Here is a 24,997-nt window from a genome sequence, read left to right on the forward strand (position 1 = left end):
ACCCGGACCCTGCCATGCCCCGCGCCGACTTCTATCTGATCGCCAAGCCCCGCTTCCTGACCGAGCCGTTGCGCCTGGTCTGCGAGCTGGCACGCAAGGCCAACGACGCCGGGCTGTTCACCCTGGTGCTGGCCCGCGACCAGGCCCAGGCCGAAGAGCTGGACGAGCTGTTGTGGGCGTTCGACAACGACGCTTACATCCCGCACCAGATCGCCGGCGAGGACATGGACGAGGAAGAAGCCCTGGTGCTGATCGCCGTGCCCGGCACCGAGGCACCGGCGCGCCCGCTGGTGATCAACCTGCGCGACGAGCCCTGGCTGGGCCAGTGCGAGCGCGTGCTGGAAGTGGTTCCGGCCGATCCGGAAGCGCGCGAACCGCTGCGCGAGCGCTGGCGCCAGTACAAGGCCGCCGGTTACGACCTGAACAAGCACGACATGTAAGTCCCGCGAGGACCCCTTGATGCGCCTGCTGATCGCCCTGATTCTTCCCTGGCTGTCCTTTTTCACCATCGGCCGGCCGCTGGCCGGGATCGTCTGCCTGATCCTGCAGATCACCCTGATCGGCTGGTTGCCCGCCGCCATCTGGGCCGCCTACGCGGTCAGCCAGTACCACACCGACCAGAAGATCCGGCGCGCCCTCGGGTCGCGCTGATCTCCCTTCCGCCTTGATTACCGGTTCCCCCGCATGACCCAACTCGCCTCCAGCTACGACCCGAAGTCCTTCGAGACCGACCTCTACGAGGCCTGGGAGAAGGCCGGCCACTTCAAGCCGTCCGGCACGGGCGAGCCGTACACCATCCTGCTGCCGCCGCCGAACGTGACCGGCACCCTGCACATGGGCCACGCCTTCCAGCAGACCCTGATGGACGCGCTGGTGCGCTACCACCGCATGCGCGGCTACGACACGCTGTGGCAGGTCGGTACCGACCACGCCGGCATCGCCACCGAAATGGTGGTCAGCCGCAACCTGGCGCTGGAAGGCAAGGGCGAGACCCGCGATTCGCTGGGCCGCGAAGGCTTCATCGGCAAGGTCTGGGAGTGGAAGCAGCAGTCCGGCGACACCATCGAACGCCAGATGCGCCGCCTGGGCACGTCGGCCGACTGGTCGCGCAGCACCTTCACCATGGACCCGCAGCCGTCGGCGGCAGTGAACGAAGCCTTCGTGCGCTGGTACGAACAGGGCCTGATCTACCGTGGCCAGCGCCTGGTCAACTGGGACCCGGTGCTGAAGACCGCCATTTCCGACCTGGAAGTGGAGAGCGCCGAGGAAGACGGCTTCCTGTGGTCGATCGCCTACACGCTGGATGACGGCCTGAGCTACGAGCACGTCGAGCGCGATGCCGACGGCGTGGAAACCCTGCGCGAAACCCGCGACTACCTGGTCGTTGCCACCACCCGCCCGGAAACCCTGCTGGGCGATACCGCGGTGATGGTGCACCCGGAAGACGAGCGTTACGCGCACCTGATCGGCAAGAGCGTGGTGCTGCCGCTGACCGGCCGTCGCGTGCCGGTGATCGCCGACGACTACGTGGACCGCGCGTTCGGCACCGGCGTGGTCAAGGTCACCCCGGCGCACGATTTCAACGACTATGAAGTGGGCGTGCGCCACAGCCTGCCGATGATCAACCTGTTCACCCCGGTGGCAGCGCTGAACGAAAACGCACCTGAGCGCTTCCAGGGGCTGGACCGCTACGAAGCACGCAAGGCCGTGCTGGCCGAGCTGGAAGACCTGGGCATCCTGGTCGAGACCAAGGCGCACAAGCTGCAGGTGCCGCGTGGCGACCGTACCGGCCAGGTGATCGAGCCCTACCTGACCGACCAGTGGTTCGTGAAGATGGACGACCTGGCCAAGCGTGGCCTGGAACTGGTCGAAGACGGTTCGATCTCGTTCGTGCCGCCGAACTGGATCAACACCTACCGCCACTGGATGAACAACATCCAGGACTGGTGCATCAGCCGCCAGCTGTGGTGGGGCCACCGCATCCCGGCGTGGTTCGACGAAGCCACCGGCAGCTGCTACGTCGGTCGCAGCGAAGAGGAAGTGCGGGCAAAGCACAACCTGGGCAGCGAGGTGGTGCTGAACCAGGAAAGCGACGTGCTGGAGACCTGGTTCTCCTCGCAGCTGTGGCCGTTCTCCACCCTGGGCTGGCCGAACGAGCAGGCCATGGCCGAGCGTGGCTTTGATCGCTACCTGCCGTCGTCGGTGCTGATCACCGGCTTCGACATCATCTTCTTCTGGGTGGCGCGCATGATCATGGCCACCGACAACCTGGTCGGGAAGATCCCGTTCAAGGACGTCTACTTCACCGGCCTGATCCGCGACGGCCAGGGCCAGAAGATGTCCAAGAGCAAGGGCAACGTGCTCGACCCGCTGGACATCATCGACGGCATCACCATCGACGACCTGGTCGCCAAGCGCACCGGCGGTCTGATGCAGCCGAAGATGGTGGAGAAGATCGAGAAGGCCACCCGCAAGGAATTCCCGGACGGCATTGCTGCCCATGGTGCCGATGCGCTGCGCTTCACCATCGCTGCGCTGGCCACCCACGGCCGCGACATCAAGTTCGACATGAACCGCGCGGAAGGCTACAAGAACTTCTGCAACAAGCTGTGGAACGCCAGCCGCTTCGCGCTGATGAACACCGAGGGCGCGGCGTTCACCGGCGTTCCCAGGCCGCGTACCGATGCCGAGCGCTGGATCCTCTCGCGCCTGGCCGCCACCACCGCCGAAGCGCAGGGCCACTACGCCAACTACCGCTTCGACCTGCTGGCGCAGTGCCTGTACGAGTTCGCCTGGAACGCGTTCTGCGACTGGTTCCTGGAACTGAGCAAGCCGGCCCTGAACGGTGCCGACGCCGCCGATGCCGAAAGCACCCGCCACACCCTGCTGTACGTACTGGAAGCGCTGCTGCGCCTGCTGCACCCGCTGACCCCGTTCATTACCGAACAGCTGTGGCAGCAGCTGGCCCCGCGCCTGGGCCTGGCCGAAACCACGCTGTCGCTGCGCCCGTACCCGACCGCGGCCGAGTTCGAAGGCGATTTCGCCCAGGCCGAGGCCGACGTGGAATGGCTGAAGGCGGTGATCAGTGCCGTGCGCCGCGTGCGCAGCGAACTGAACGTCGCCCCGTCCAAGCTGGTGCCGCTGCGCCTGCAGGCCGGGCTGGAACAGGACCGCGTGCGCATCGAACGCTTCAGCGCCTCGCTGTCGTTCCTGCTCAAGCTGGACAGCATCCAGTGGCTGGCCGAAGGCGAAAGCGCACCGCCGGCCGCCGCCGCGATCGTCGGTGAACTGAAGCTGCTGGTGCCGCTGGAAGGCCTGGTCGATCTCGATGCAGAGCGCGTGCGCCTGGACAAGGAAATCGCCCGCGTCGAAGCCGAAAAGGAAAAGAGCGAGACCAAGCTGGCCAAGTTCACCGACAAGGTGCCGCCGGCCGTGGTCGAGCAGGAGCGCGTGCGGCTGGCCGACTGGAACACCCAGCTGGCCGGCCTGCGCGAGCAGCGCGCGAAGCTGTAACGTCGCACCCTGGTGCGTGCCAACCAAGGTTGGCACCTACCACAGTGGAAAACGTTGGCACCCATCGAAGCGGAATCGGAAACGCCGGGCAATGCCCGGCGTTTCCATTTCCCCCGCATGGCATCATCGCCCGATGCCTCTTTCCATCTTCCTGCTGGTCCTCGCGGCGGCGGCCCTGCACGCCAGCTGGAATGCGATCGTCAAACGCGGGCCGGACAAGTTCCTCGGCACCGTGCTGGTCACCGGCAGCGCCGCGCTGCTGTCGGCGGCCGCCCTGCCCTTCCTGCCGTTCCCGGCCGCGCACAGCTGGCCCTGGCTGGCTGCATCCGTGCTGCTGCAGGTGACCTATTACGGCCTGGTGGCACGCTGCTACCAGCAGGTCGACATGAGCCTGGCCTATCCGCTGATGCGTGGCAGCGCGCCGATCCTGGTTGCGCTGGCCGGCACCCTGCTGGGCGAGCAACTGCCACCTGCCGCGTGGCTGGGCGTGGTACTGGTGAGCACCGGCATCCTGTGCATGGCACTGGGTGCACGGGGCGGCCAGCTGCGCCTGCCACTGCTGACCGCGGCAATGATCGCCACCTACACCCTGGTCGATGCGCAGGGTGCGCGCCAGTCCGGCAGCGCGCTCAGTTACACGCTGTGGCTGTTCCTGCTGTCCGGCATTCCGCTGCCACTGTGGGCGTTGTACACCCGGCGTGGTGCGGTGTTGGTCTATGCACGCCAGCATTGGCCACTGGGCCTGGCCGGCGGCATCGGCACCACGGCGTCCTATGCGATGGCCTTGTGGGCGATGACCCAGGCCCCGGTGGCGATGGTCTCGGCACTGCGTGAATCGTCGATCCTGTTCGCGCTGCTGATCTCGGTGTTCCTGCTGGGCGAGCGGATCCCGCGTGCGCGCTGGCTGGCGGCGTCGCTCATCGTCGGCGGCGTATTGGCCTTGCGGCTGGCGTAGAGGCTGTGCCGGCCGCTGGCCGGCAACCCTTCTCCACTACAACGGCGGCATCGCCTGCAGGTCGCCGTCGACCAGCTCGATCGCCATCACCACCGCATCCTCGCGGCCCTGTGCCGCCGGGTAGTAGCGTGGACGGCGGCCGATCTCGTTGAAACCTTCGCTGTGGTACAGGGCCAGCGCAGATGTATTGGACGGACGCACTTCCAGGAACACGCGGTGGGCACCCCGGTTGCCCGCCAGCTGCACCAGTGCGCGCAGCAGTTGGCGACCCAGCCCACGCGACTGCGCCAGCGGATCGATGCAGATGTTCAACACATGTGCCTCGTCGGCGGCAATGCTGAGCACGCCGTAGCCGATCAGCTGGCCATCGCGCTCCATCGCCAGGCCGGGATAACCGGCACGCAGGCAATCAACGAAGATGCCGCGGGTCCATGGAAACGGATAGCCACGCACTTCGATCGCCATCACCGCATTGAGGTCGCTCTCGCGCAATGCGCGCAGGCTGACCGGGCCGGGCTGGCTGACCGCGCTCATGCACTGCCCCGCTTGCGCAGGGCACGCAACTGCGGCCACAACGCACGCTTGGCGGCCGGATCCCGGCGCAGCTGGTCCAGCGGCCAACTGTCCATCAGCGCCTGCGTGGCGGGATCGCTGGGATTGCAGCCGGAGGCACGCAGCAGTGCGATCTGCAGGCGATCCGGGAGCCGCACCACCGGTTGCCGTGCATTGCCTCCCGGCAGCGGACGGACCGGTGCCGGCGCGGTATCCGGTGCGGTGACGGGGGTCTCGCGACGCGGCGGTGCCGGGCGTTCCTGGCGAGGAGCGGGTGCGGCTTCGGCAGGGTGTTCCCGCATGGAGGCCGAACCCGCCCGCACCGGCTCCACCGAAGCCGCTGCGGCCGCATCGGCTTCGGCCACGCTCAATTGCAGCGCGGCGTCCAGTTCGGCGGCCAGCTGGCCGTCGTGATACACGGTGTAGCCCATGGCCTGCAGCCAGGCCTGCTGGGCCGGTGACCACAGCACGGGCAGGTCCTGGCTCACGCGGCCTCGGGCTTCTTGCGCAGGCGCTGCACGGCCCACATCACCGGGCCGGACAAGGCGTACAGGATGCCCACCACGAACAGCACACGCGGCAGATCAATGACCGCGATGGCGATCGCCACCGGCACCAGGGCCAGCACCAGGAATGGCACACGGTCGGAACGGCTGCCCTTGGCGGCACCGCCCTTGAAGCTCCAGAAGCGGATGCGGCTGACCATCAGCAACGCCGCGACGATCGTCACCGCCAGCGCCACGTAGCGCAGCTGGTTGCCGTCCCAGCCCAGGTTGCCATCGGCAAAGGCCCAGACGAAGGACATCATCAGGCCTGCCGCAGCCGGGCTGGCCAGGCCGACGAACCAGCGCTTGTCGACCACCGCCACCTGGGTGTTGAAACGGGCCAGGCGCAGTGCCGCGCAGGCGGCATACAGGAACGCCACCGCCCAGCCGACCCGCCCGAGCAGCGGGTCATCGAACTTCAGCCACGACAGCGACCAGTGGTACATCACCAGTGCCGGGGCCATGCCGAAGCTGACCAGGTCGGCCAGGGAGTCGTACTGCACGCCGAATTCGCTGCTGGTGCCGGTCAGGCGCGCCACGCGCCCGTCCAGGCCGTCCATCACCGCCGCCACGAACACGGCGATGCTGGCATTGACGAAATCCCCGTTGGCCGCGGCGATGATCGCGTAGAAGCCGGCGAACAGGCCAGCGGTGGTGAACAGGTTGGGCAGCAGGTAAATCGTGCGCGAACGCGGCGGCGGTGTGATCGGGTCCATGGAATCCAGTTTAATCGACTTGCCAGTGCTCGGCGCCAATGCTGCAATCGGCGTTCTACGCCCATTCCATGGAGTTTGCCATGCGTGCCCTGTCCTGCCTTGGATGCCTGCTGCTGTTGGCCAGTGCCAACGCCGTGGCCGGCCCGGTCTACAAATGGAAGGACGCCAATGGCGTGACCCAGTACTCGGAGACCCCGCCGGCCGGCAAGAAGTTCGAGACCCGCGAGCAGGCCCGCAGCCCGCAGGCCGCGGCCAGTGCCGAGACCCCGGCCACACCCGTGCCGGAGCAGTGCAGCACCGCCCGTGCCAACCTGGCCCTGCTGGAAGGCTCCGGCCAGGTGATGCAGGACACCAATGGCGACGGCAAGGCCGATACCGCGTTGACCCCGGAACAGCGCAGCGCGCAGAAGGGATTGGCTGAAGCGGCCATCAAGGCGTACTGCCCGGCGGAGTGAGGGTATCGGCAGGGCTTGCAGCCCTGCACCTGCCGAAGCAACGTCAACGTCAAACGCGGCATTCCGTGGGATGGCAGGGCACTGTGGGTTTGCGGGGCCGCCGTGAACCCATCCATGGGGGCTTGGTCGCCGCATCCATGCGGCTCACACCCCGCAAACCCACAGTGCCCTGCCTTCGACAGTTGGCCGGTGGCCGGTAGATCCACGCCATGCGTGGATGAAATCTGTCAGATCTCGAATTGAATCCGGGGTCAGATCCGTTTTCCTGCGGAAAACGGATCCGACCCCCATCGGCATGTCCAACAGATCGCGGGGCCTGTCAAAGGCAGGGTGGGTCCGGTTGCGGGAGTGTCCGCGGCATGGATGCCGCGGCCAAGCCCCCATGGACGGGTTTACGGCGTCTCCCGCAACCGGACCCACCCCGCCATCCCACGGGAAGCCCGCTGTTGCTGTTGCTGTTGCAGCTGACGTTGCTTGAGGCGGGTGCAGGGCGCAGCCCTGCCGATACCCCTCCCCCCGGCCGGGCTGGCAGAATAGGCGTCTCTGCCGTTATCCGAAGCCGACGATGCGCCTCTCCCAGTTCCACCTGCACACCACCAAGGAAACCCCCAGCGACGCCGAGCTCACCAGCCACCGGCTGATGCTGCGCGCGGGCATGATCCGCAAGCTGGCATCGGGCCTCTACACCTGGTCGCCGCTGGGCCTGCGCGTGCTGCGCAAGGTCGAGCGCATCGTGCGCGAGGAAATGGACCGTGCCGGTGCCGTGGAATTCCAGATCCCGACCATCCAGCCGAAGGAACTGTGGGAGCAGACCGGTCGCTGGCAGAAGTTTGGCCCGCAGCTGCTGAAGATCAAGGACCGCAAGGACCAGGTGTTCTGCTACAGCCCGACCGCCGAAGAAGCCGCCTGCGATTTCGCGCGCAGCGAGCTGTCCAGCTACAAGCAGCTGCCGGTGAACTTCTACCAGGTGCAGACCAAGTTCCGCGACGAGATCCGCCCGCGCTTCGGTGTGATGCGTTCGCGCGAGTTCCTGATGAAGGACGCCTATTCGTTCCACCTGCACGATGAATGCCTGGTACGCGAGTACGAGAACATGAAATCGGCCTACAGCCGCATCTTCACCCGCCTCGGCCTGGATTTCCGCATGGTGCAGGCCGACTCCGGTGCGATCGGCGGTGATGCTTCGCAGGAATTCCACGTGATCGCCGATTCCGGTGAAGACGCGCTGGTGTTCTCCACCGGCTCGGACTACGCAGCAAACATGGAGGCGGCGATTGCGGCCGATCCGGCTCCCCGTGCGGCCGCCAGCGAAGCAATGCGCAAGGTCGACACGCCCACCCAGAAGACCTGCGAGGACGTCGCCGCCCTGCTCGGCATCGACCTGCAGCGCACGGTGAAGTCGGTGGCGCTGATCGCCGGCGAAGGCGAAGCACAGCAGTTCGTGCTGGTGCTGGTGCGCGGCGACCACGAGGTCAACGAGATCAAGCTGGCCAAGGTTGCTGGCCTGGACGAGCAGCGCTTCGCCAGCGAAGCGGAGATCGCCGATCACCTGGGCAGCGTGCCGGGCTTCCTCGGCCCGGTCGCACCGGCCAAGGCCATCCGCGTGGTGGCCGACCGCGAAGTGGCAGCGATGTCCGACTTCGTCGTCGGCGCCAACGAGGCCGGTTTCCATCTGGCCGGCGTCAACTGGGGCCGTGACCTGCCGGAACCGGAAGTGGCGGACATCCGCAACGTGCGTGCCGGTGACCGCGCGCTGGACGGCGGCGAACTGAAGATCGCCCGCGGCATCGAAGTCGGCCACGTATTCCAGCTCGGCCGCAAGTACGCCGAAGCGCTGGATGCCACCGTGCTGGACGAGAACGGCAAGGCCGCGGTGATGGCGATGGGCTGCTATGGCATCGGTATCTCGCGCGTGGTGGCTGCCGCGATCGAACAGAACCATGACGATGCCGGCATCATCTGGCCGGACGCGATGGCGCCGTGGCAGGTGGTGGTGTGCGTGATCAACCCGAAGGGCGACGCTGCCGTGGCCGACGCCGCTGCCAATCTGCTGCAGGAACTTCGCGACGCCGGCCTCGACGCCGCGCTGGACGACCGTGGCCTGCGCCCGGGCGCGATGTTCGCCGACATGGAACTGATCGGCATCCCGCACCGCGTGGTGGTGAGCGAGCGCGGCCTGGCCGCCGGCACCTACGAGTACCGCTCGCGCCGCGCCAGCGAAGCGGAAAGCCTGGACAAGGCCACCCTGCTGCAGCGACTGCAGGGCTGATCGTAGAAAGACCGGGGCATGCCCCGGTCTTTTTTTGCATTCCCGCCACGTCACCGATATTGCAGCGGACATAATCCGGTCAAAATCGACGCGATGCAGCCGGCATGCCGCCAAGCCCTGTCCCGTCTGCATTTGTGCTTGGAATAATTCATCTCTATTCTGTGCTGCGACGCCATGGACTGGCTCGTCCCGTCCACACATTAGTTTCCGGAGTAACCGTAAATGAGCATTGACCTGACCGGCCTGTCGGCACGCGAACTGGGCGCCCTGATCCGCACCGCCAAGAAGCAGCAGACCATCGTCGCCAAGCGCCGGCCGATCACCAAGGTCCGGGCCCAGCTGTCCAAGCTGGCCAAGACCGAGGGTTACACCATCGAAGAGCTGTTCGGCGGCGCCCCGGCCCCGCGCGCGCGCAAGGCCGCCCCGGCAGCCAAGGCACCGTCCAAGACCGCCGGCCGCAAACTGGGCAAGGTTGCACCGAAGTACCGCAACCCGGCCAACCCGAAGGAAACCTGGACCGGCCGTGGCAAGCAGCCGCGCTGGATGGCCGAGCTGACCGCCAAGGGCAACAAGAAGCCGGAAGATTTCCTGATCAAGAAGGCCTGAGGGCGGATCGGGTTGGAATGAAAAACGCCGGCGAAAGCCGGCGTTTTCCTTGGATAGCGCCGGGCCATGCCCGGCGAGCGCAGCGGTTGGTTTCCCGATCCGCCGGGCACGGCCCGGCGCTACCGTCCTTCGATCACAACGTCTTGCGGGCCGGCATCAGCAGGTTGCCGAACAGCAGGCCGGCCACCAGCGCCATCACCACGTTGAGTACGGTGAGGAACACGCTCTGGCCGGCACCCACGTCCTGCTGCTGGACCAGGGTCAGTACGCCGCGCAGGCTGGTGCTGCCGGGCACCATCATGATGATGCCGGGCAGGCGGATGATCGCACCCGGGCGGCCAACGAGGCGGCCAAACAGATTGCCACCGGCGGTCAGCAGCATCGCCGACAGGAAAATGCCGGCCGGCGCCCCCCAGGCGTGGCCACCGAACTTGGAGATCGCATAACCAGCCACCGAGGCCGCGATCACCCACGGATAATCGCGGCGGTTGGCCTTGAACAGCATCGCGAAGGCAAACGCCGCGGTCAGCAGTGAACCCCACTCCACCCACGGCCCCTGCGGCCGCGTGGCACGAATCACCGGATCAAGGCCGAGCACATCGGCCAGGGTCACCGCGATCATCGCGCCGACGCTGAGCTTCATGATGGTGGTCAGCGCACCGGCGAAGCGCGCGGTCCCCGATACCCAGTGCTGACTGGCCAGTTCATTGACCGCATTGGTCAGCGACATGCCGGGCAGCAGCACCACCAGCGAGGCGATGATCACCGTGTTGAGGTTGAGTGCGCCGACAAAGGACGCGACCAGGGTTGCGACCATGCCAGCCAGCAGCGCCGCCAGCGCCTCGGCCGCTTCGCGGGTGGCCGGGCGACGGTCGGTGACCATGCCGAGCAGGCCGATCATCAGGCCGATGACTCCGGCGGTCGCGATGTCCAGCCACGGCAGCTTCCACATGCCGGCCACGCCGGCCGCGCCGAGGGTGAACGAAAGAATGGTGCGCAGCTTGCCGCGCCGGCCCGGATCCTTGTCCAGCTGGCGCAGCGCGGTGTGGCCCTGGGCAATGCTCATCCGCCCGTTGGCCACTTCCTCGGCGATGTGGTCGGCGACACTGAGCTTGTGCAGGTCATTCTCACCGGGTGCCAGGCGGATCACGCGGGTGATGTCGCTGGAGCCGATCGCCTGCGCCGGGTCGCTGAAGCTGAGGATGATACCGGTGGGATTCGACCACGGTTCACAATCCAGATCGAGCTGGCGGGCCAGTGCCACCACCGCCGTTTCCAGGCGCTGGGCCGTTGTGCCATAGCTGTGCAGGCGTCCGGCGATCTCGGAAACGAAGGCCACGCGCTGCGCGTAGGTGGCCTGGGGCGTGGGGATCGTGTGAGCGTCTGCGGACATGCGCCGTAGTATTACCTAGGCTGGGCCTTACCGGAGAAATTCATCCGAGTTCGACGCGAAGCCCGATACAGAACGGTTATGCTGCGACCCGAATGGCCCAAGTGACCCCGAACCACGCCCCCCAGCTCGAACAGGATGCCCATGACCCGGGCCTGATCCGCCTGTCCGGCACCTGGACCTTGAAGACCGCGCTGGCCGCGGCCGAAGTCCTGCGCGGCGTTCCCGACACGCTGACCGGCATCGATGCCACCGGCATCGAGAAGATGGATTCGGCCGGCGTGCTGCAGGTACTGCGCGTGGCCCATCGCGCCGACCTTGGCGAGGACGCACTGCAGTTCCGCCCGGATCACCAGGCGCTGGTGTGCACCATCGAGGAAGTGGCCGACGACCGGCCCCGACCCAAGCGCGATTTCGGCGTGCTGGCCGCGCTGGAACGGCTCGGTGTCAGCGTCCATGCCACTGGCCACAACATCAAGGCGCTGTGCAGTTTCCTCGGCGAAAACCTGGTCAAGGCGGCCCGGCTGGTCAAGGAACCCCGTCGCTTCCGCCTGACCGCGACCGTGCACCAGATGGAGCAGGTCGGGCTGGACGCAGTACCACTGGTGGCGCTGCTGTCGTATCTGGTCGGTGCGGTGATCGCCTTCCTCGGTTCGACCATCCTGCGCGACTTCGGCGCCGAGATCTACGTGGTCGAGCTGGTCAACATCGCCTTCCTGCGCGAGTTCGCCGTGCTGCTGACCGCGATCGTGCTGGCCGGCCGCACCGCCAGTGCCTTCACCGCGCAGATCGGCGCCATGAAGGCGCGTGAGGAAATCGATGCGATGCGCACGCTGGGCCTGGACCCGATCGACCTGCTGGTGCTGCCACGCTTGATGGCGCTGCTGGTCACCCTGCCCCTGCTGACCTTCATCGCGATGGTCGCTGGCCTGGCCGGCGGTATCACTGTCGGCGCGTTCGACCTCGACATCCCGCCGCAGATGTACATCGCGCGCATGCACGAGACCATGGAAGTGCGGCACATGCTGGTCGGCCTGTCGAAGGCGCCGGTGTTCGCACTGGTGATCGGCCTGATCGGCTGCCTGGAAGGCCTGAAGGTGGAGGGCACGGCGCAGTCGGTCGGTGAACGCACCACCTCCAGCGTGGTGCAGACCATCTCGCTGGTGATCATCATCGACGCCTTCGCGGCGTTGTGGTTCATGCACATGGACTGGTGACATGAGCACGCATACGACTCCCGAAGAAATCCCCATGCAGGACGGCGAAGGACACGAGCTGGCCATCCGCGTGCGCGGGCTGGTCAACCGCTTCGGCAGCCAGACCGTGCATGAAGACCTGGACCTGGACGTGCGCCGCGGCGAGATCCTGGGCGTGGTCGGTGGCTCGGGCACCGGCAAGTCGGTGCTGATGCGTTCGATCCTCGGCCTGCGCACGCCCGATGCCGGCCAGATCGAAGTGCTCGGCCGCGATGCGCGTGCCGACGATGCCGAGAGCCGCCTGCACATCGAGCGCAATACCGGCGTGCTGTTCCAGGACGGCGCCCTGTTCTCGTCGCTGACCGTGGGCGAGAACGTACAGGTGCCGCTGAAGGAACACCACCGCGAACTGCCCGAGCGCTGGCACTACGAACTGGCGCTGCTGAAAGTGAAGCTGGCCGGCCTGCCCGCCGATGCGATCAACAAGCTGCCCTCGCAGCTGTCCGGCGGCATGCGCAAGCGTGCGGGCCTGGCCCGGGCGCTGGCGCTGGACCCACCCCTGCTGTTCCTGGATGAACCCACTGCCGGCCTCGACCCGATTGGTGCGGCGGCATTTGACCGCCTGATCAAGACCCTGCAGGAAGCGCTGGGGCTGACCGTGTTCCTGATCACCCACGACCTGGACACGCTGTACGCGATCTGCGACCGGGTGGCGGTGATTGCCGACCGCAAGGTGGTGGCCAATGCGCCGCTGCCGGAGATCGAGAAACTGGACCATCCGTGGATCCAGGAATACTTCCACGGACCGCGTGCGCGTGCCGCGCGCGGCGAACAGATCGAGAGTGCCTGAGCCATGGAAACCAAAGCCAACTACGTGCTGATCGGCGCGTTCACCCTGATCACCGGCCTGGCCCTGCTGGCCTTCGGCCTGTGGGCGGCCAAGTACTCCTCCGACCGCACCTGGCAGGAATACCGCGTGGTGTTCCGCGAGGCGGTGACCGGCCTGTCGGTGGGCAGCCCGGTGCAGTACAACGGCATCGCGGTCGGTTCGATCATCGAACTGAACCTGGTGCCGGACGACCCGCGCCAGGTGGTCGCGCGCATCCGCCTGAACTCGACCACCCCGGTCAAGACCGATACCCGTGCCAAGCTGGCGATCACCAGCCTGACCGGGCCATCGATCATCCAGCTCAGCGGCGGCACGCCGCAGTCGCCGGCGCTGACCACGGTCAACAAGGATCCGGCCCCGATCATCCCGACCACGCCATCGGCGCTGCAGAACATCACCGACGTCGCCAACCGCATCGTCGAGCGCATGGACCAGATCCTCAGCGACCGCAACGTGGCCTCGATCAACGCCACGCTGGCCAACCTGGAGACCATCAGCGGCGGCCTGGCCGACCGCGACCAGGGCACCCAGGCGCTGCTGCTCAGCGCGCGCGATGCCGCACGCAGCCTGGACACCACGCTGAAGACCACCAACGGCACCATCGAGCGCCTGGACAAGAACCTGGTGCAGCAGCTGCCGGGCATCATCGACAAGCTGGACGGCACCCTGGCCAAGCTTGACTCGGCCGCCGGCAATGCAGATTCGATCCTTGGCGAGAACCGCGCCGCGATCAACAGCTTCGCCAACGATGGCCTCGGCCAGCTCGGCCCGACGCTGACCGAACTGCGCGGCCTGATCCGCGACCTGCGCCGGGTCAGCGACCGCCTCGAGAACAACCCCGCGCGCTATCTGCTGGGCCGCGACGCACCGAAGGAGTTCGAACCCAAATGAGCCCGATGCCCCTTCCGCGCCTGCTGCTGGCCGCTTCGCTGGTCACCCTGCTGGGCGGCTGCTCCATCCTTGGCAGCAGCGAGAAAACCGCAGTGACGCTGTACTCGCCCGCCGTGCAGGTGAAGGCCGATCCGGCGTGGCCGCAGGCAAGCTGGCAGCTGGTACTGGCCAAGCCCAGCGCCGCACGCATGGTCGACAGCCCGCGCATCAACGTGCGGCCGACCCCGTCGCAGCTGGAGATCTACAAGGGCGCCAGCTGGGCACAGCCGGCCACCGACATGATCGAGGACACCCTGCTGCGTGGCTTCGAGGACTCCGGCCGCATCCGCGGCGTGGCCCGCAGTACCGCCGGCATCCGCGCCGACTACAAGCTGTCCACCGACGTACGCCGCTTCGAATCGGACTACCGGGGCCAGGCGACGCCGACGGTGGTGATCGAGGTCAACGCCAAGCTGATCCACGTCGCCGACCAGCGCGTGGTGGCCGACCGCACCTTCCGCCAGGCACAGCCGGTCGGCAGCACCGATGTGCCGGCCGTGACCGCCGCGTTCGAGCGCGGCCTGCAGCAGCTGGCGCAGGACATGGTGGGCTGGACGCTGGTCAGCGGGCAGAACGACACCACGGCGGCCAAGCGCTGACCCCCGTCCGTATCAACGCGGCGTGATCCAGCGGAACGTCAGGTTGATCCGCTCGCCCTGCACGCGCGCCATCTTCGGCAGTGCGTGCTGGTAATAACGCTGGGTCTGCCCGGCCATCACCAACAGGTCGCCATGGCCAAGCAGATACTCCGCCTTGCGCGCCGGATCATCGCGCCGGCGCAGCAGGAAACGCCGCGGCGCGCCCAGGCTCAACGAGGCGATCACCGGGGCCGGCCCCAGTTCGGGCTCGTCGTCACTGTGCCAGCCCATGTAGTCGCCGCCGCCGCGATAGCGGTTCAGCAGCACGCTGTTGAAGCGGCCGAGGCCATCGTCCTGCAGGCGCTCGCGCATGCCCAGCAGTGACCGCGGCCACGGCTGCGGCACGAATTCCGCCCCCGAGTAGCGATAACGCGCCTGCGGGTCGCCAATCCAGCAGCTCAACCGTGGCGAATCCACCCAGTTGCCGAACATGCGGATGCGATGCACCTCCCACGGCACGCCGGCCTGCAGATCGCGCTGCAAGGCATCGGCCTCGGCGGGACACAGCCAGGCCTGGCGGTGCTGGACGTCGGCATCGGGAAGGTCGTGGGGGAACAGCATGGCGGCACAGTAGCACCTGGTGGATTTGCTGTTGCAGCGGCGATTGCCGGAAAATGAGGACAGTCCCGCTGCTGGCCCCGAACAATGCGCACTCTTTCCCTTGCCAGGCTTCATCGATGAGCGGTGCGGCGTCCGGAGTCCGGCAGCTCACCTTCTCGGTCCTGCGCACACTGTTCCGCGCCCTGCCGATGCCGGCGTCGCTGCGTGATCGGCTGCGCAACCGGGGCCTGGACCGTATTGGCAGCTGGAGTCCGCCTCCGCCGCGTGGTCGCATCGGCGCCACTGCCGACGGCATCCGTCCACTGCAGCGCGCCGATGAACGTGCGATCGGCTACGCCGCTGCGGAAGAGGCGCCCCTGCCGGCAGCACTGCCGGCGACATTGGTGGCCTTCTACCTGCCGCAGTTCCATCCGTTCGAAGAGAACGATGCCTGGTGGGGCAAGGGCTTCACCGAATGGCGCAACGTCAGCCGTGCCCTGCCGCAGTTCGAGGGACATGTGCAGCCGCGCCTGCCCGGTGATCTGGGCTTCTACGACCTTCGTGTTGGCGAGACGCTGCGCGCGCAGGCGCGGTTGGCGGCCGACCATGGCATCGGCGCATTCTGCTTCTATTTCTACTGGTTCAGTGGCCACACGCTGATGGAGCAGCCCCTGCGCCAGTGGCTGGCCGACAGCACGATTGAACTGCCGTTCTGCCTGTGCTGGGCCAACGAGAACTGGACCCGACGCTGGGATGGGCGCAACCAGGATGTACTGATCGGCCAACAGCACAGTGCCGGGGATGACCTGGCGTTCATCGCCCACGTTGCCGATTACCTGCGCGACCCCCGTGCATTGAAGGTCGAGGGACGACCGGTGCTGTTGCTGTACCGGCCGCAGTTGCTGCCCGATCCCAAGGCCACGGCGGCGCGCTGGCGTGGCTGGTGCCGCGACAACGGCATCGGCGAGATTCATCTGGCCTACGTGCAGAGTTTCGAACGCCCGGATCCGCGCGATATCGGCTTCGATGCCGCGGTGGAATTCCCACCGAACATTGCCGCCCCGCGCCAGCTGAACACCACGCAGTTCCTGCTCAATCCCGAGTACGAAGGCGACGTGCGCGACTGGCGTGAACTGGCGGCACAGATGCGCCGTGCACCACTGGCGGACTATCCGTTGTATCCAGGCGTCAACCCGGGCTGGGACAACGAAGCACGCCGCCCGGGACGCGGCCGCGTGCTGCTGCATGCTTCGCCGCGTGGCTACAGCGACTGGTTGCACGACACGGTGCACCAGCGCCTGCGTGATGTAGCGCCCGCTCGGCGTCTGGTGTTCATCAATGCCTGGAACGAATGGGCGGAAAGCGCGGTTCTTGAACCGGATGCCCGTCTCGGCCATGCCTGGCTGCAGGCCACCCGGCGCGCGTTGGTCCCCTCGCAGGCCGCTCCGTCGCGTCCCTGCATCGTCATCCACGCGTGGTACCTGGATGCGCTGCCGGAGCTGTTGCAGGCGGTGAAGGACAGCGGGCTACAGGCACGCCTGGTCATCACCACCACAGGGGAGCGCCAGGCGCAGGTGCAGTCGATCATCGACGCGCAGGGCCTGACCGCTGAAATCTGGGTCTACGACAACCACGGCCGTGACATCCTGCCGTTCCTGCACGCAGCCGACCGGTTGCTGCAGCAGAACGAATCACTGGTGCTGAAGCTGCATACCAAGCGCTCCAGCCATCGCGACAACGGCGATCAGTGGCGGCGCGAGATGGTCCAAGCGCTGCTGGGCACTGCCCAGGCTGCTGCGAACCTGGCACATCTGCAGGCCGATCCACGTATCGGCCTGATGGCTCCAGCAGGCCACCTGCTGAACGTGGCCGACTACATCGGCGGCAATGCACTGCGCATGGAGCGGCTCTGGGCATTGCTGGGCCTGGACAGCGCACCCGGCGATGGACAGTTCGCGTCCGGCAGCATGTTCTGGGTACGCCTCCCGGCGCTGCGCCCCCTGCTCGATGCCCATCTACTGCCGAGCATGTTCGACACCGAAGCCGGGCAGATCGATGGCACGCTTGCGCATGCCATCGAACGTGCGACCGGAGCCGTCGTGTCCGCTGCCGGGTTCACCGTGGCCGACACCTCCGAGGTGGAAGGCGCTCCCCCGCGTGCTTCCTCCTCGGAATATGCTTACGCCCGAGGACGCTGAGGCCGCGGCCTCAGCTGCGCGCAAACGCCACGCCGGTCTTCTCCTTCAGCTCCTCGTCGCCCACACCCGGCGCCGCTTCCACCAGGACCAGACCGGCATCGGTGACGTCGAACACGGCCAGGTCGGTGATGATGCGGTCGACCACGCCGACGCCGGTCAGCGGCAGCGTGCATTCGGCCAGGATCTTGTGCTCGCCGTTCTTCGCGGTGTGTTCCATCAGCACCACCACGCGCTGCACGCCGGCCACCAGGTCCATCGCGCCGCCCATGCCCTTGACCATCTTGCCGGGCACCATCCAGTTGGCCAGGTCGCCCTTGTCGGTGACCTGCATGGCGCCGAGGATGGCCAGGTTGACGTGGCCGCCTCGGATCATCGCGAAGCTGTCATGGCTGCCGAAATAGCTGGCACCGGCACGCGCGGTGACGGTCTGCTTGCCGGCATTGATCAGGTCCGCGTCGACTTCGGCTTCGGTCGGGAACGGGCCGATGCCAAGCAGGCCATTTTCCGACTGCAGCCACACGTCCACGCCCTCGGGGATGTGGTTGGCGACCAGGGTCGGCAGGCCGATGCCCAGGTTCACGTAGGCGCCGTCAGTCAGTTCCAGAGCAGCGCGCGCTGCCATCTCGTCACGGGTCCACGCCATGTCAGTTGCCCTCCGCACGGATGGTGCGCTGTTCGATGCGTTTTTCAGGGTTCGCGTTGTGCACGATGCGGTGCACGTAGATGCCCGGCAGGTGCACCTGGTCCGGATCGATGTCGCCGACCGGCACCACCTCCTCCACCTCCACGATGCAGACCTTGCCGGCCATCGCGCAGGCCGGGTTGAAGTTGCGCGCGGTCTTGCGGAACACCAGGTTGCCGGCTTCGTCGGCCTTCCACGCCTTGACCAGCGCCACGTCGGCGCGCAGTGCGGTTTCCATCACGTAGTGCTTGCCGTCGAACTCGCGGGTTTCCTTGCCTTCGGCCACCACCGTGCCGTAGCCGGTGGCGGTGAAGAATGCCGGGATGCCTGCGCCACCGGCGCGCAGGCGCTCGGCCAGGGTGCCCTGCGGATTGAATTCGAGTTCCAGTTCGCCGGCCAGGAACTGCCGCTCGAACTCCTTGTTCTCGCCCACGTAGGACGAAATCATCTTCCTGATCTGCCGCGTCTCCAGCAGCTGGCCCAGGCCGAAGCCATCGACCCCCGCGTTGTTGGAGATCACGGTCAGGCCCTTTGCCCCGCTGTCGCGCAGCGCGGCGATCAGCGCCTCGGGAATGCCGCACAGGCCGAAGCCTCCGACAGCCAGGGTCTGGCCATCGGCGATGACGCCCTGAAGGGCCTCCGCCGCGCTGGCGAAGCGCTTGTTGCGCTTGCCGGTGGAAGTCACGTGTTCCATTTCTACAGCCCCACACGGGAAGAATGAGCGCATTCTAGCGCTACACCTGCCTACCGCTGGGATGCGCCGCAGCATGGCGCCACGGCGCGTTCCGACTCAGCGGGTGCGCTGCATCTTCGCCGCGACGCGATGTTCCAGCGCCAGCAGCACCGCAAACCCGAGCAACAGTGTTACCGGCATGCGGACACGGTCGACACTGGTGCGCAGGTGCCAGTCCAGGTCATGCGGTGTTCCGAGGTAGACCAGGAACAGCACCGCTGCGTACGCCAGCGCCACCAGCGCGGCGGCCGATGCCGCCGGAACCCGCAGCACCGGGCGCCAGAGCACCGCCAGCACCAGCAACGGCACCAGCACCCACACATCCAGCAGCAGGCGACCGACGATCGGCAGGGTACCGCCCTCGCTGCCAAGCCGCGCCAACAGCTGCGCCTTCATGTCACTTCCCGCCAGGTCATTGCCCACCCCTGCCTGCCCGACGGCCAGCTTCCATGCCAGCAATGGCAGCAGGGCCACAACCGCGGCCAGGAGGATGCGCCAGCCCAGACGGCGCTCACGCAGCACGCCTTCGCCCAGCACCACGGCCGTCAACAGAGCCGCAAGCACGGCGCCCTCGTTCTTCAACATCGACAGCACGGCCACCAGCAAGGTGAATGCGACCAGCTCACGACCACCACCATGCTCCCCGGACATGCGGTGACGCATCGCTGTCGCCACGGCAGCGACGGCGTAGACCGCCACCAGCGGATCCATGTAGCCGTTGATCAGCATGTCGCGCCCCAGGCGCAGCAGCAGCACTGCGAACAGCACTCCGCACCAGCGCCATCGGAAACTCGGGACGATCAGCAGCAGCGCCGGCAGCAGCAGCAGCGGTGCCACCGCCTTGGGCAGCAGTTCGTTCCAGTGCCCGGCCAAACCTGCTGCACAGGCCATCAACAACGGAACCAGCGCGGGATAGTCGTTGTGGCTCCACGGCGCGTAATCATCCAGCTGGGCGTACAACGTGCCCTCCAGGTAGATCCGCTTGGCATGGAAGAGCCAGATTGAACGCGGGTCCCAGCCATCGCTGGGGCTTCCCAGTGCGATCAACACCAGCACCAGAACGGCCAGGACCAGAGGTGCGGTACGCAGGTCACGCACGGCTGGCAGGGCGAGCAGCGCGCTGAGCACGACCGCGCCGAATGCCACCTGTACCGGCCAGCCCATCAGGCCCACGGCGGCCAGGCCGTAGCAGAAAAGAATGGAGACCAGCATGGCCAGCGCCGCACGGCGCCCTGGTTCAGCGGCAGTCAGCAAGAACGACATCTCCGCTCCTCCCCTGGACGTGGCACTGGTCAACCAGCGGATCACCGGCCCTAAGCAGGCGCTGCGGGGTATCGGTATCGCTGAACCGGACCGGATACAGCGCCTCCCACATGCGTTGCTGGATCAAGGGATCGTCCTTCAGCCCCTGCCCGAGCGAAAGCAGCGAAGGCGCGATCGGCTGCGCGCGTACCAGATCGCGTGCATCCACCACCTCACGTGGTACGGATGCGTCGAATCCCGCGTCCTCAGCGAAGGCCTGGCGCAGCAGCGACGTCTGATAGTCCGATCGCTTGGCGACCGATACGAGGGAAGCGGCCAACAGCAGCACCAGGATCCCGGCAATCGCCAGGTCCCGGCGCGTAGTGCGCAGGGGGGAAGAGGTGGAGGTCATGTCATCCATGAAACGTTTCAGGGAACCAACGGAAAAACCAATGCGCCAGCAGCACCCGGGCTACTGGCAACGGTAGTCGGACGGCATCCGGCTGTCGCGGAAAGGATCAGTGAGCGCATCGGTGTACTGCCCCATCAGCAGGCGGTGGGTCGGCAGCAGGTTCTGCCGGTAGAAGCGGCCGAACGATGCGAGGCGCTCGCCGCGCGCGGTCAACCGCACACAACCATCATGGATCTGCACGGTTCCGGACTGCAGCTGCTCGGTCAGGCGCACTTCCACCAGGTGATGCTCGCGGACGTACTCTTCAGTGAACACCTGGCGGAACGCGTCTTCGCGTATCCCACCACCACGCTGTTGCAGCTTCTCCAGGATGTAGAAGGACAGCGAGCGGTCGATGACGGTCGGGACCGAGATCGCGAACACATAGCCTCCCAGCAACCAGATGGCGGCCAGCTGGATCAGCTCGAGGCGGCTGAAATCCCTGAACCACTTCAACATGTACAGGCCAGCAAACACCACCACCGCTGCGATCACCGCGTCGAGGATGCTGGCATACAGCACCACGTTCACGCGGAACTGGCGCATGTGGACGTAGTAGACCAGCAGCAGGGCGGCAATGAATGCAAGGGTTGCCAGCGCGGCACGCAGATACTTGTTCATTTGAACACCAGGAACTTGTTGGCGACGAAGCTGACGGCCATCTGCATTCCGGTCGCCAGCACGAACCCTGCGCGGTAGTCCAGGCCCCATCGATCGGCCCAGACGTACATCACCAGCGCATGCAGGACGGCGATCGCGGCGTAGATCAGCAGGAACAGCGAACCCTGCCGTGCCAGGCTGCCCTGCCTGCCATGGAAAACGAAGTAGCGGCTGCCGAGGAACGACACGGTGATGCCAAAGACCGCTGCAATCGCGTTGGCCATCGCGGCCAGCGGGACGTGCAACACCTCGATGTTGAAGTGCAGCACTCCATAGTGCACTGCGGTGGCGACCAGGCCATTGATCACGTAGCGGACTGCCTGTCCGCCCAGCGCATCCTTAGCCACTGCGGCGGCCGGCATGCAGGACCTCGTCGACGAATTCGCGATAGCTGCCCACGCTCATGACGCCACCGCCGCGCATCATCCCCGACAACATCAGGATGATCAGCGTCAGTGCCGCAGTCTGCAGGAACACCAGCACCAGAATGCCGAATGCCAGCGAGAACCAGCCCTGTGATGCAAAGCCCAGCATCTTCAGCCCGGTGGCGACGATGCCGCCGATGATCGACAGTGCCGCCACCAGGGTGCAGGCGATGCCCACGCGTACCAGCACATCCTCGGCAAACACCATCAGTGCACGGAATCCGTGCAGGGCCAGGCCGACGAAGTTCATCTTGCTGCGGCCGGCATAGCGCGGACCACGATCCAGCGCACAGGTCTGCACGCGCAGCTTCGAGCCCAGCACGCAGGCGGCAACGTGGATCCACAGCTCCTGCATCGATGCCAACCGGCGCACCGCCGGCATCTTCGCCGCCATGAAGTTGCCGAAGCTGATCTGGCGCCCGCTGAGCAGCGAGAACAGCAGCTTGTAGACGATGTAGAACGACTTGAACTTCAGCGATTCGACCCGGCTGCGACGGCTGGCCACCACCACGTCGACATCGGCCGAATCCAGGCCCGCCACCAGCTCGGTGATGCTCTCCGGCGTATCCTCGCCATCGGAATCCATCACCACGACAATGTCATTGCCATCGAAGTGCTCGGCCACATAGCCCAGACCGATGGCGATCGCACGCTGATGCCCGACATTGCGACGCAGGCGGATCACCACGCCCTCCAGCCCCGAAGCCTCAATGGCGCTGATCGGCAATGGCTGCCGCACCGAGCCGTCGTCCACGGCCATCACATAGGTGTCCGGACCCTGGGTGCGGGCGAGCTCGACGAACAGCTTCGAGGAGGCTTCCAGGTCCTCGTAGACCGGCATCACCACGATCTTGCGCATCGTCGCCACCTCAGGCCTGCAAGCGATGGCGGAAATAGGCGATGGTCTCCTTCAGGCCGTCCTCCAGGCCGACCTTGGGCTCCCAGCCCAGATCCGCTTTGGCCAGGCTGATATCCGGCTGGCGTTGGCGTGGATCATCCGAGGGCAGCGGGCGGTACTCGATCTTCGACGCGCCGCCGACCAGGCGGAGCACGGTCTCGGCCAGTTCCAACATGGTGTACTCGGACGGATTGCCGATATTGATCGGACCGGTGAGATCAGCCGGCGAGTCCATCAGCCGCAACATGCCTTCGATCAGGTCATCGACATAGCAGAAGCTGCGCGTCTGGCTGCCATCGCCATAAATGGTGATCGGCTCGCCCTTCAGCGCCTGCACGATGAAGTTGCTGACCACCCGGCCGTCATTGGGATGCATGCGCGGGCCATACGTGTTGAAGATGCGCATGACCTTGATTTCCAGCTGGTGCTGGCGCCAGTAGTCGAAGAACAGCGTTTCGGCGCAACGCTTGCCCTCGTCATAGCAGCTGCGGATGCCGATCGGGTTGACCCGGCCCCAGTAGCCTTCCACCTGCGGGTGGATTTCCGGATCGCCATACACCTCGCTGGTGCTGGCCTGCAGGATACGCGCGCGCAGGCGCTTGGCCAGGCCGAGCATGTTGATTGCGCCATGCACGCTGGTCTTGGTGGTCTGCACCGGGTCCTGCTGGTAGTGGATCGGTGACGCCGGGCAGGCCAGGTTGAAGATCCGGTCCACTTCCACATAGAGCGGGAACGTCACGTCATGGCGCATGAGCTCGAACCGTGGGTGGCCCAGCAGCCCATCCACGTTCGCCTTGCTGCCGGTGTAGAAGTTGTCCACGCAGAGGACGTCATGGCCGCCCGCGATGAGCCGATCGCACAGATGCGACCCGAGGAAGCCCGCGCCACCGGTCACCAGCACGCGTTTCTGATCGTGAGTGAATTTCAAAGCAAACCTCGATCCTTCTGGAACAGCAGGCCAATCGGCGATGGCCACTCGGGCCATGTCCTCGGTCGTCAGCGCGCAATTGTATGCGAACTGCCTGCTGGCCATGGCCCATCGACGGGGAATCGGCCGGCCCCACTCCCATGCCAACGCTACTGGCCGGGCGCCCCTGGCTCACCGGCCGTTTGCAGACCCTCCCGCTATAATCGGGTTTCTCTATCCGGATGGACTGGTTCGATGCCCCTGCCCGCCTTCAAGGCCTATGACATCCGTGGCCGCGTGCCCGAGGAACTGAACGAAGACCTGGCCCGCCGCATCGGTGTGGCACTGGCCGCCCAGCTCGCACCGGGCCCGGTGGTGCTGGGCCATGACGTGCGCCTGACCAGCCCGGCGCTGCAGGACGCGCTGGCGGCAGGCCTGCGCGGCACCGGCCGGGAAGTGATCGACATCGGCCTGTGCGGCACCGAGGAGGTCTATTTCCAGACCGACCACCTGGGTGCGGCCGGCGGCGTGATGGTCACCGCCAGCCACAACCCGATGGATTACAACGGCATGAAGCTGGTCAAGGAGAACGCACGGCCGATCAGTTCCGACACCGGCCTGTTCGCGATCTCCGATGCGGTCGCCGCCGACACCGCCAAGGCCCAGCCGCCGCGTGCCGGCCAGGTCGCCCAGCATGACAAGAGCGCCTACATCCAGCACCTGCTGAGCTATGTCGATGCCGGCAAGCTGAAGCCGCTGAAGCTGGTGGTCAATGCCGGCAACGGCGGCGCAGGCGCCATCGTCGACCTGCTGGCACCGCACCTGCCGTTCGAGTTCATCCGCATCTGCCACGCGCCGGACGGCAGCTTCCCCAACGGCATTCCCAACCCGCTGCTGCCGGAGAACCGTGCCGCCACGGCCGATGCGGTGCGCGAGCATGGCGCCGACTTCGGCATTGCATGGGACGGCGACTTCGACCGCTGCTTCTTCTTCGATCATTCCGGCCGCTTCATCGAGGGCTACTACCTGGTCGGCCTTCTGGCCAAGGCGATCCTGGCGCGCAATCCGGGCGGCAAGATCGTGCACGACCCGCGCCTGGTCTGGAACACGGTGGACATGGTCGAGCAGGCCGGCGGTGTTGCGGTGCAGTGCAAGAGCGGGCATGCGTTCATCAAGGAAAAGATGCGGGCCGAGGATGCCGTGTATGGCGGCGAGATGAGCGCCCATCACTACTTCCGCGAATTCGCCTACGCCGACTCCGGGATGATTCCGTGGCTGCTGATCGCCCAGCTGGTCTCCGAAAGTGGCCGTTCGCTGGCCGACTGGGTGGAAGACCGGATGGCCGCCTATCCGTGCAGCGGCGAGATCAACTTCAAGGTGGACGATGCCAAGGCCGCAGTGGCGCGGGTGATGGAGCATTTCGCGGCACAGTCGCCGGCACTGGACCATACCGATGGCATCAGCGCGGATTTCGGCAACTGGCGCTTCAACCTGCGCAGCTCCAACACCGAACCGCTGCTGCGCCTGAACGTCGAATCGCGTGGTGACGCTGCACTGATGCAGGCGCGCACCGACGACATCTCCCGCCTGATCCAGTCGTAACCGAG

The 24,997-nt window shown here is 66.4% G+C and carries 26 protein-coding genes; 13 read left to right on the forward strand and 13 right to left on the reverse strand.

Annotated features, from left to right (window positions below; all coding sequences use genetic code 11):
• Positions 1 to 14: 14 nt before the first annotated feature.
• The 4 genes from AC5P57_RS20055 (at position 15) to AC5P57_RS20070 (ending at position 4,468) form a co-directional block, all read left to right on the forward strand.
• The gene (locus AC5P57_RS20055; protein WP_005415211.1) at positions 15 to 440 is read left to right on the forward strand and encodes a DNA polymerase III subunit chi; all 426 of its coding nucleotides are present in this window, start codon (positions 15 to 17) and stop codon (positions 438 to 440) included.
• A 19-nt stretch (positions 441 to 459) separates the two neighbouring features.
• Positions 460 to 651, forward strand: coding sequence for a YqaE/Pmp3 family membrane protein (locus AC5P57_RS20060; RefSeq protein ID WP_014035920.1), 192 nt, complete (start codon positions 460 to 462; stop codon positions 649 to 651).
• Between the two features lie 33 nt (positions 652 to 684).
• Entirely contained in the window at positions 685 to 3,513 is a 2,829-nt protein-coding gene (locus tag AC5P57_RS20065) for a valine--tRNA ligase (protein WP_099551392.1), read from the forward strand.
• Between the two features lie 133 nt (positions 3,514 to 3,646).
• The gene (locus AC5P57_RS20070; RefSeq protein ID WP_099551393.1) at positions 3,647 to 4,468 is read left to right on the forward strand and encodes an EamA family transporter; all 822 of its coding nucleotides are present in this window, start codon (positions 3,647 to 3,649) and stop codon (positions 4,466 to 4,468) included.
• A gap of 36 nt (positions 4,469 to 4,504) precedes the next feature.
• Here the strand turns inward: AC5P57_RS20070 and rimI are convergent, their stop codons facing one another.
• Genes rimI through pssA form a run of 3 tightly spaced genes read right to left on the reverse strand, consistent with a single transcriptional unit; the run spans position 4,505 to position 6,281 of the window.
• Positions 4,505 to 5,002, reverse strand: coding sequence for a ribosomal protein S18-alanine N-acetyltransferase (gene rimI, locus AC5P57_RS20075; protein ID WP_262235285.1), 498 nt, complete (start codon positions 5,000 to 5,002; stop codon positions 4,505 to 4,507).
• Positions 4,999 to 5,508, reverse strand: a complete 510-nt coding sequence (locus AC5P57_RS20080) for a hypothetical protein (protein WP_099551395.1) — start codon at positions 5,506 to 5,508, stop codon at positions 4,999 to 5,001. Before AC5P57_RS20080 ends, rimI begins: the two co-directional genes overlap by 4 nt.
• Positions 5,505 to 6,281, reverse strand: coding sequence for a CDP-diacylglycerol--serine O-phosphatidyltransferase (gene pssA / locus AC5P57_RS20085; RefSeq protein ID WP_099551396.1), 777 nt, complete (start codon positions 6,279 to 6,281; stop codon positions 5,505 to 5,507). The genes AC5P57_RS20080 and pssA overlap by 4 nt, the downstream gene beginning before the upstream one ends.
• A gap of 80 nt (positions 6,282 to 6,361) precedes the next feature.
• Between pssA and AC5P57_RS20090 the strand changes: the two genes are divergently transcribed.
• The 3 genes from AC5P57_RS20090 to AC5P57_RS20100 all read left to right on the forward strand — a co-directional run bounded on the left by AC5P57_RS20090 (position 6,362) and on the right by AC5P57_RS20100 (position 9,611).
• Positions 6,362 to 6,736 (forward strand): DUF4124 domain-containing protein, encoded by a 375-nt coding sequence (locus tag AC5P57_RS20090; protein ID WP_099551437.1) that lies wholly within the window; start codon positions 6,362 to 6,364, stop codon positions 6,734 to 6,736.
• Positions 6,737 to 7,301: 565 nt separating this feature from the next.
• Positions 7,302 to 9,005, forward strand: a complete 1,704-nt coding sequence (locus AC5P57_RS20095) for a proline--tRNA ligase (protein ID WP_099551397.1) — start codon at positions 7,302 to 7,304, stop codon at positions 9,003 to 9,005.
• 222 nt (positions 9,006 to 9,227) lie between these two features.
• Positions 9,228 to 9,611 carry an H-NS histone family protein gene (locus AC5P57_RS20100; RefSeq protein WP_099551398.1) on the forward strand — a complete coding sequence of 128 codons (384 nt, stop codon included), beginning with the start codon at positions 9,228 to 9,230 and terminating at the stop codon, positions 9,609 to 9,611.
• A 133-nt stretch (positions 9,612 to 9,744) separates the two neighbouring features.
• On the opposite strand, the gene AC5P57_RS20105 is transcribed toward AC5P57_RS20100, so the two are convergent.
• Positions 9,745 to 11,004: a threonine/serine exporter family protein gene (locus tag AC5P57_RS20105; RefSeq protein WP_005408003.1), complete on the reverse strand. Its 1,260-nt coding sequence runs from the start codon at positions 11,002 to 11,004 to the stop codon at positions 9,745 to 9,747.
• Positions 11,005 to 11,096: 92 nt separating this feature from the next.
• On the opposite strand from AC5P57_RS20105, the gene AC5P57_RS20110 reads away from it, so the two are divergent.
• From AC5P57_RS20110 to AC5P57_RS20125, 4 genes are read left to right on the forward strand one after another with little or no spacing between them, the layout of a single operon-like run.
• Positions 11,097 to 12,218 (forward strand): ABC transporter permease, encoded by a 1,122-nt coding sequence (locus AC5P57_RS20110; RefSeq protein ID WP_049427915.1) that lies wholly within the window; start codon positions 11,097 to 11,099, stop codon positions 12,216 to 12,218.
• A 1-nt stretch (position 12,219) separates the two neighbouring features.
• On the forward strand, positions 12,220 to 13,047 hold the full coding sequence (locus AC5P57_RS20115; RefSeq protein WP_262235284.1) for an ABC transporter ATP-binding protein: 828 nt from the start codon (positions 12,220 to 12,222) through the stop codon (positions 13,045 to 13,047).
• 3 nt (positions 13,048 to 13,050) lie between these two features.
• Positions 13,051 to 13,977, forward strand: a complete 927-nt coding sequence (locus AC5P57_RS20120; RefSeq protein WP_033835489.1) for an MlaD family protein — start codon at positions 13,051 to 13,053, stop codon at positions 13,975 to 13,977.
• Positions 13,974 to 14,615 carry an ABC-type transport auxiliary lipoprotein family protein gene (locus AC5P57_RS20125; RefSeq protein WP_262235283.1) on the forward strand — a complete coding sequence of 214 codons (642 nt, stop codon included), beginning with the start codon at positions 13,974 to 13,976 and terminating at the stop codon, positions 14,613 to 14,615. The genes AC5P57_RS20120 and AC5P57_RS20125 overlap by 4 nt, the downstream gene beginning before the upstream one ends.
• 12 nt (positions 14,616 to 14,627) lie before the next feature.
• On the opposite strand, the gene AC5P57_RS20130 is transcribed toward AC5P57_RS20125, so the two are convergent.
• Positions 14,628 to 15,215, reverse strand: coding sequence for an alpha-ketoglutarate-dependent dioxygenase AlkB family protein (locus AC5P57_RS20130; RefSeq protein WP_262235282.1), 588 nt, complete (start codon positions 15,213 to 15,215; stop codon positions 14,628 to 14,630).
• A gap of 116 nt (positions 15,216 to 15,331) precedes the next feature.
• Here AC5P57_RS20130 and AC5P57_RS20135 point away from each other — a divergent pair, with 116 nt between their 5' ends.
• Positions 15,332 to 17,392: a glycoside hydrolase family 99-like domain-containing protein gene (locus tag AC5P57_RS20135; protein WP_142807207.1), complete on the forward strand. Its 2,061-nt coding sequence runs from the start codon at positions 15,332 to 15,334 to the stop codon at positions 17,390 to 17,392.
• 10 nt (positions 17,393 to 17,402) lie between these two features.
• Here AC5P57_RS20135 and AC5P57_RS20140 read toward each other — a convergent pair whose 3' ends face one another.
• From AC5P57_RS20140 to AC5P57_RS20175, 8 genes are all read right to left on the reverse strand, one after another.
• The gene (locus tag AC5P57_RS20140; protein ID WP_099551403.1) at positions 17,403 to 18,035 is read right to left on the reverse strand and encodes a CoA transferase subunit B; all 633 of its coding nucleotides are present in this window, start codon (positions 18,033 to 18,035) and stop codon (positions 17,403 to 17,405) included.
• Position 18,036: 1 nt separating this feature from the next.
• Positions 18,037 to 18,768, reverse strand: coding sequence for a CoA transferase subunit A (locus AC5P57_RS20145; RefSeq protein ID WP_099551404.1), 732 nt, complete (start codon positions 18,766 to 18,768; stop codon positions 18,037 to 18,039).
• Positions 18,769 to 18,864: 96 nt separating this feature from the next.
• Positions 18,865 to 20,070, reverse strand: a complete 1,206-nt coding sequence (locus AC5P57_RS20150) for a hypothetical protein (protein WP_262235281.1) — start codon at positions 20,068 to 20,070, stop codon at positions 18,865 to 18,867.
• Positions 20,045 to 20,470, reverse strand: a complete 426-nt coding sequence (locus AC5P57_RS20155) for a hypothetical protein (RefSeq protein ID WP_262235280.1) — start codon at positions 20,468 to 20,470, stop codon at positions 20,045 to 20,047. Before AC5P57_RS20155 ends, AC5P57_RS20150 begins: the two co-directional genes overlap by 26 nt.
• Before the next feature lie 51 nt (positions 20,471 to 20,521).
• The gene (locus tag AC5P57_RS20160) at positions 20,522 to 21,121 is read right to left on the reverse strand and encodes a hypothetical protein (RefSeq protein WP_099551407.1); all 600 of its coding nucleotides are present in this window, start codon (positions 21,119 to 21,121) and stop codon (positions 20,522 to 20,524) included.
• Positions 21,118 to 21,522, reverse strand: coding sequence for a GtrA family protein (locus tag AC5P57_RS20165; protein WP_134528229.1), 405 nt, complete (start codon positions 21,520 to 21,522; stop codon positions 21,118 to 21,120). The genes AC5P57_RS20160 and AC5P57_RS20165 overlap by 4 nt, the downstream gene beginning before the upstream one ends.
• Positions 21,500 to 22,444 carry a glycosyltransferase gene (locus AC5P57_RS20170; protein ID WP_495219765.1) on the reverse strand — a complete coding sequence of 315 codons (945 nt, stop codon included), beginning with the start codon at positions 22,442 to 22,444 and terminating at the stop codon, positions 21,500 to 21,502. The genes AC5P57_RS20165 and AC5P57_RS20170 overlap by 23 nt, the downstream gene beginning before the upstream one ends.
• 10 nt (positions 22,445 to 22,454) lie before the next feature.
• Complete coding sequence (locus tag AC5P57_RS20175) at positions 22,455 to 23,411, reverse strand: UDP-glucuronic acid decarboxylase family protein (protein WP_099527084.1); 957 nt, start codon at positions 23,409 to 23,411, stop codon at positions 22,455 to 22,457.
• A gap of 234 nt (positions 23,412 to 23,645) precedes the next feature.
• Here AC5P57_RS20175 and AC5P57_RS20180 point away from each other — a divergent pair, with 234 nt between their 5' ends.
• Positions 23,646 to 24,992, forward strand: coding sequence for a phosphohexomutase domain-containing protein (locus tag AC5P57_RS20180; RefSeq protein ID WP_262235279.1), 1,347 nt, complete (start codon positions 23,646 to 23,648; stop codon positions 24,990 to 24,992).
• Positions 24,993 to 24,997: the final 5 nt, after the last annotated feature.

This window comes from Stenotrophomonas sp. YJH_SMC_79 (assembly GCF_059367995.1).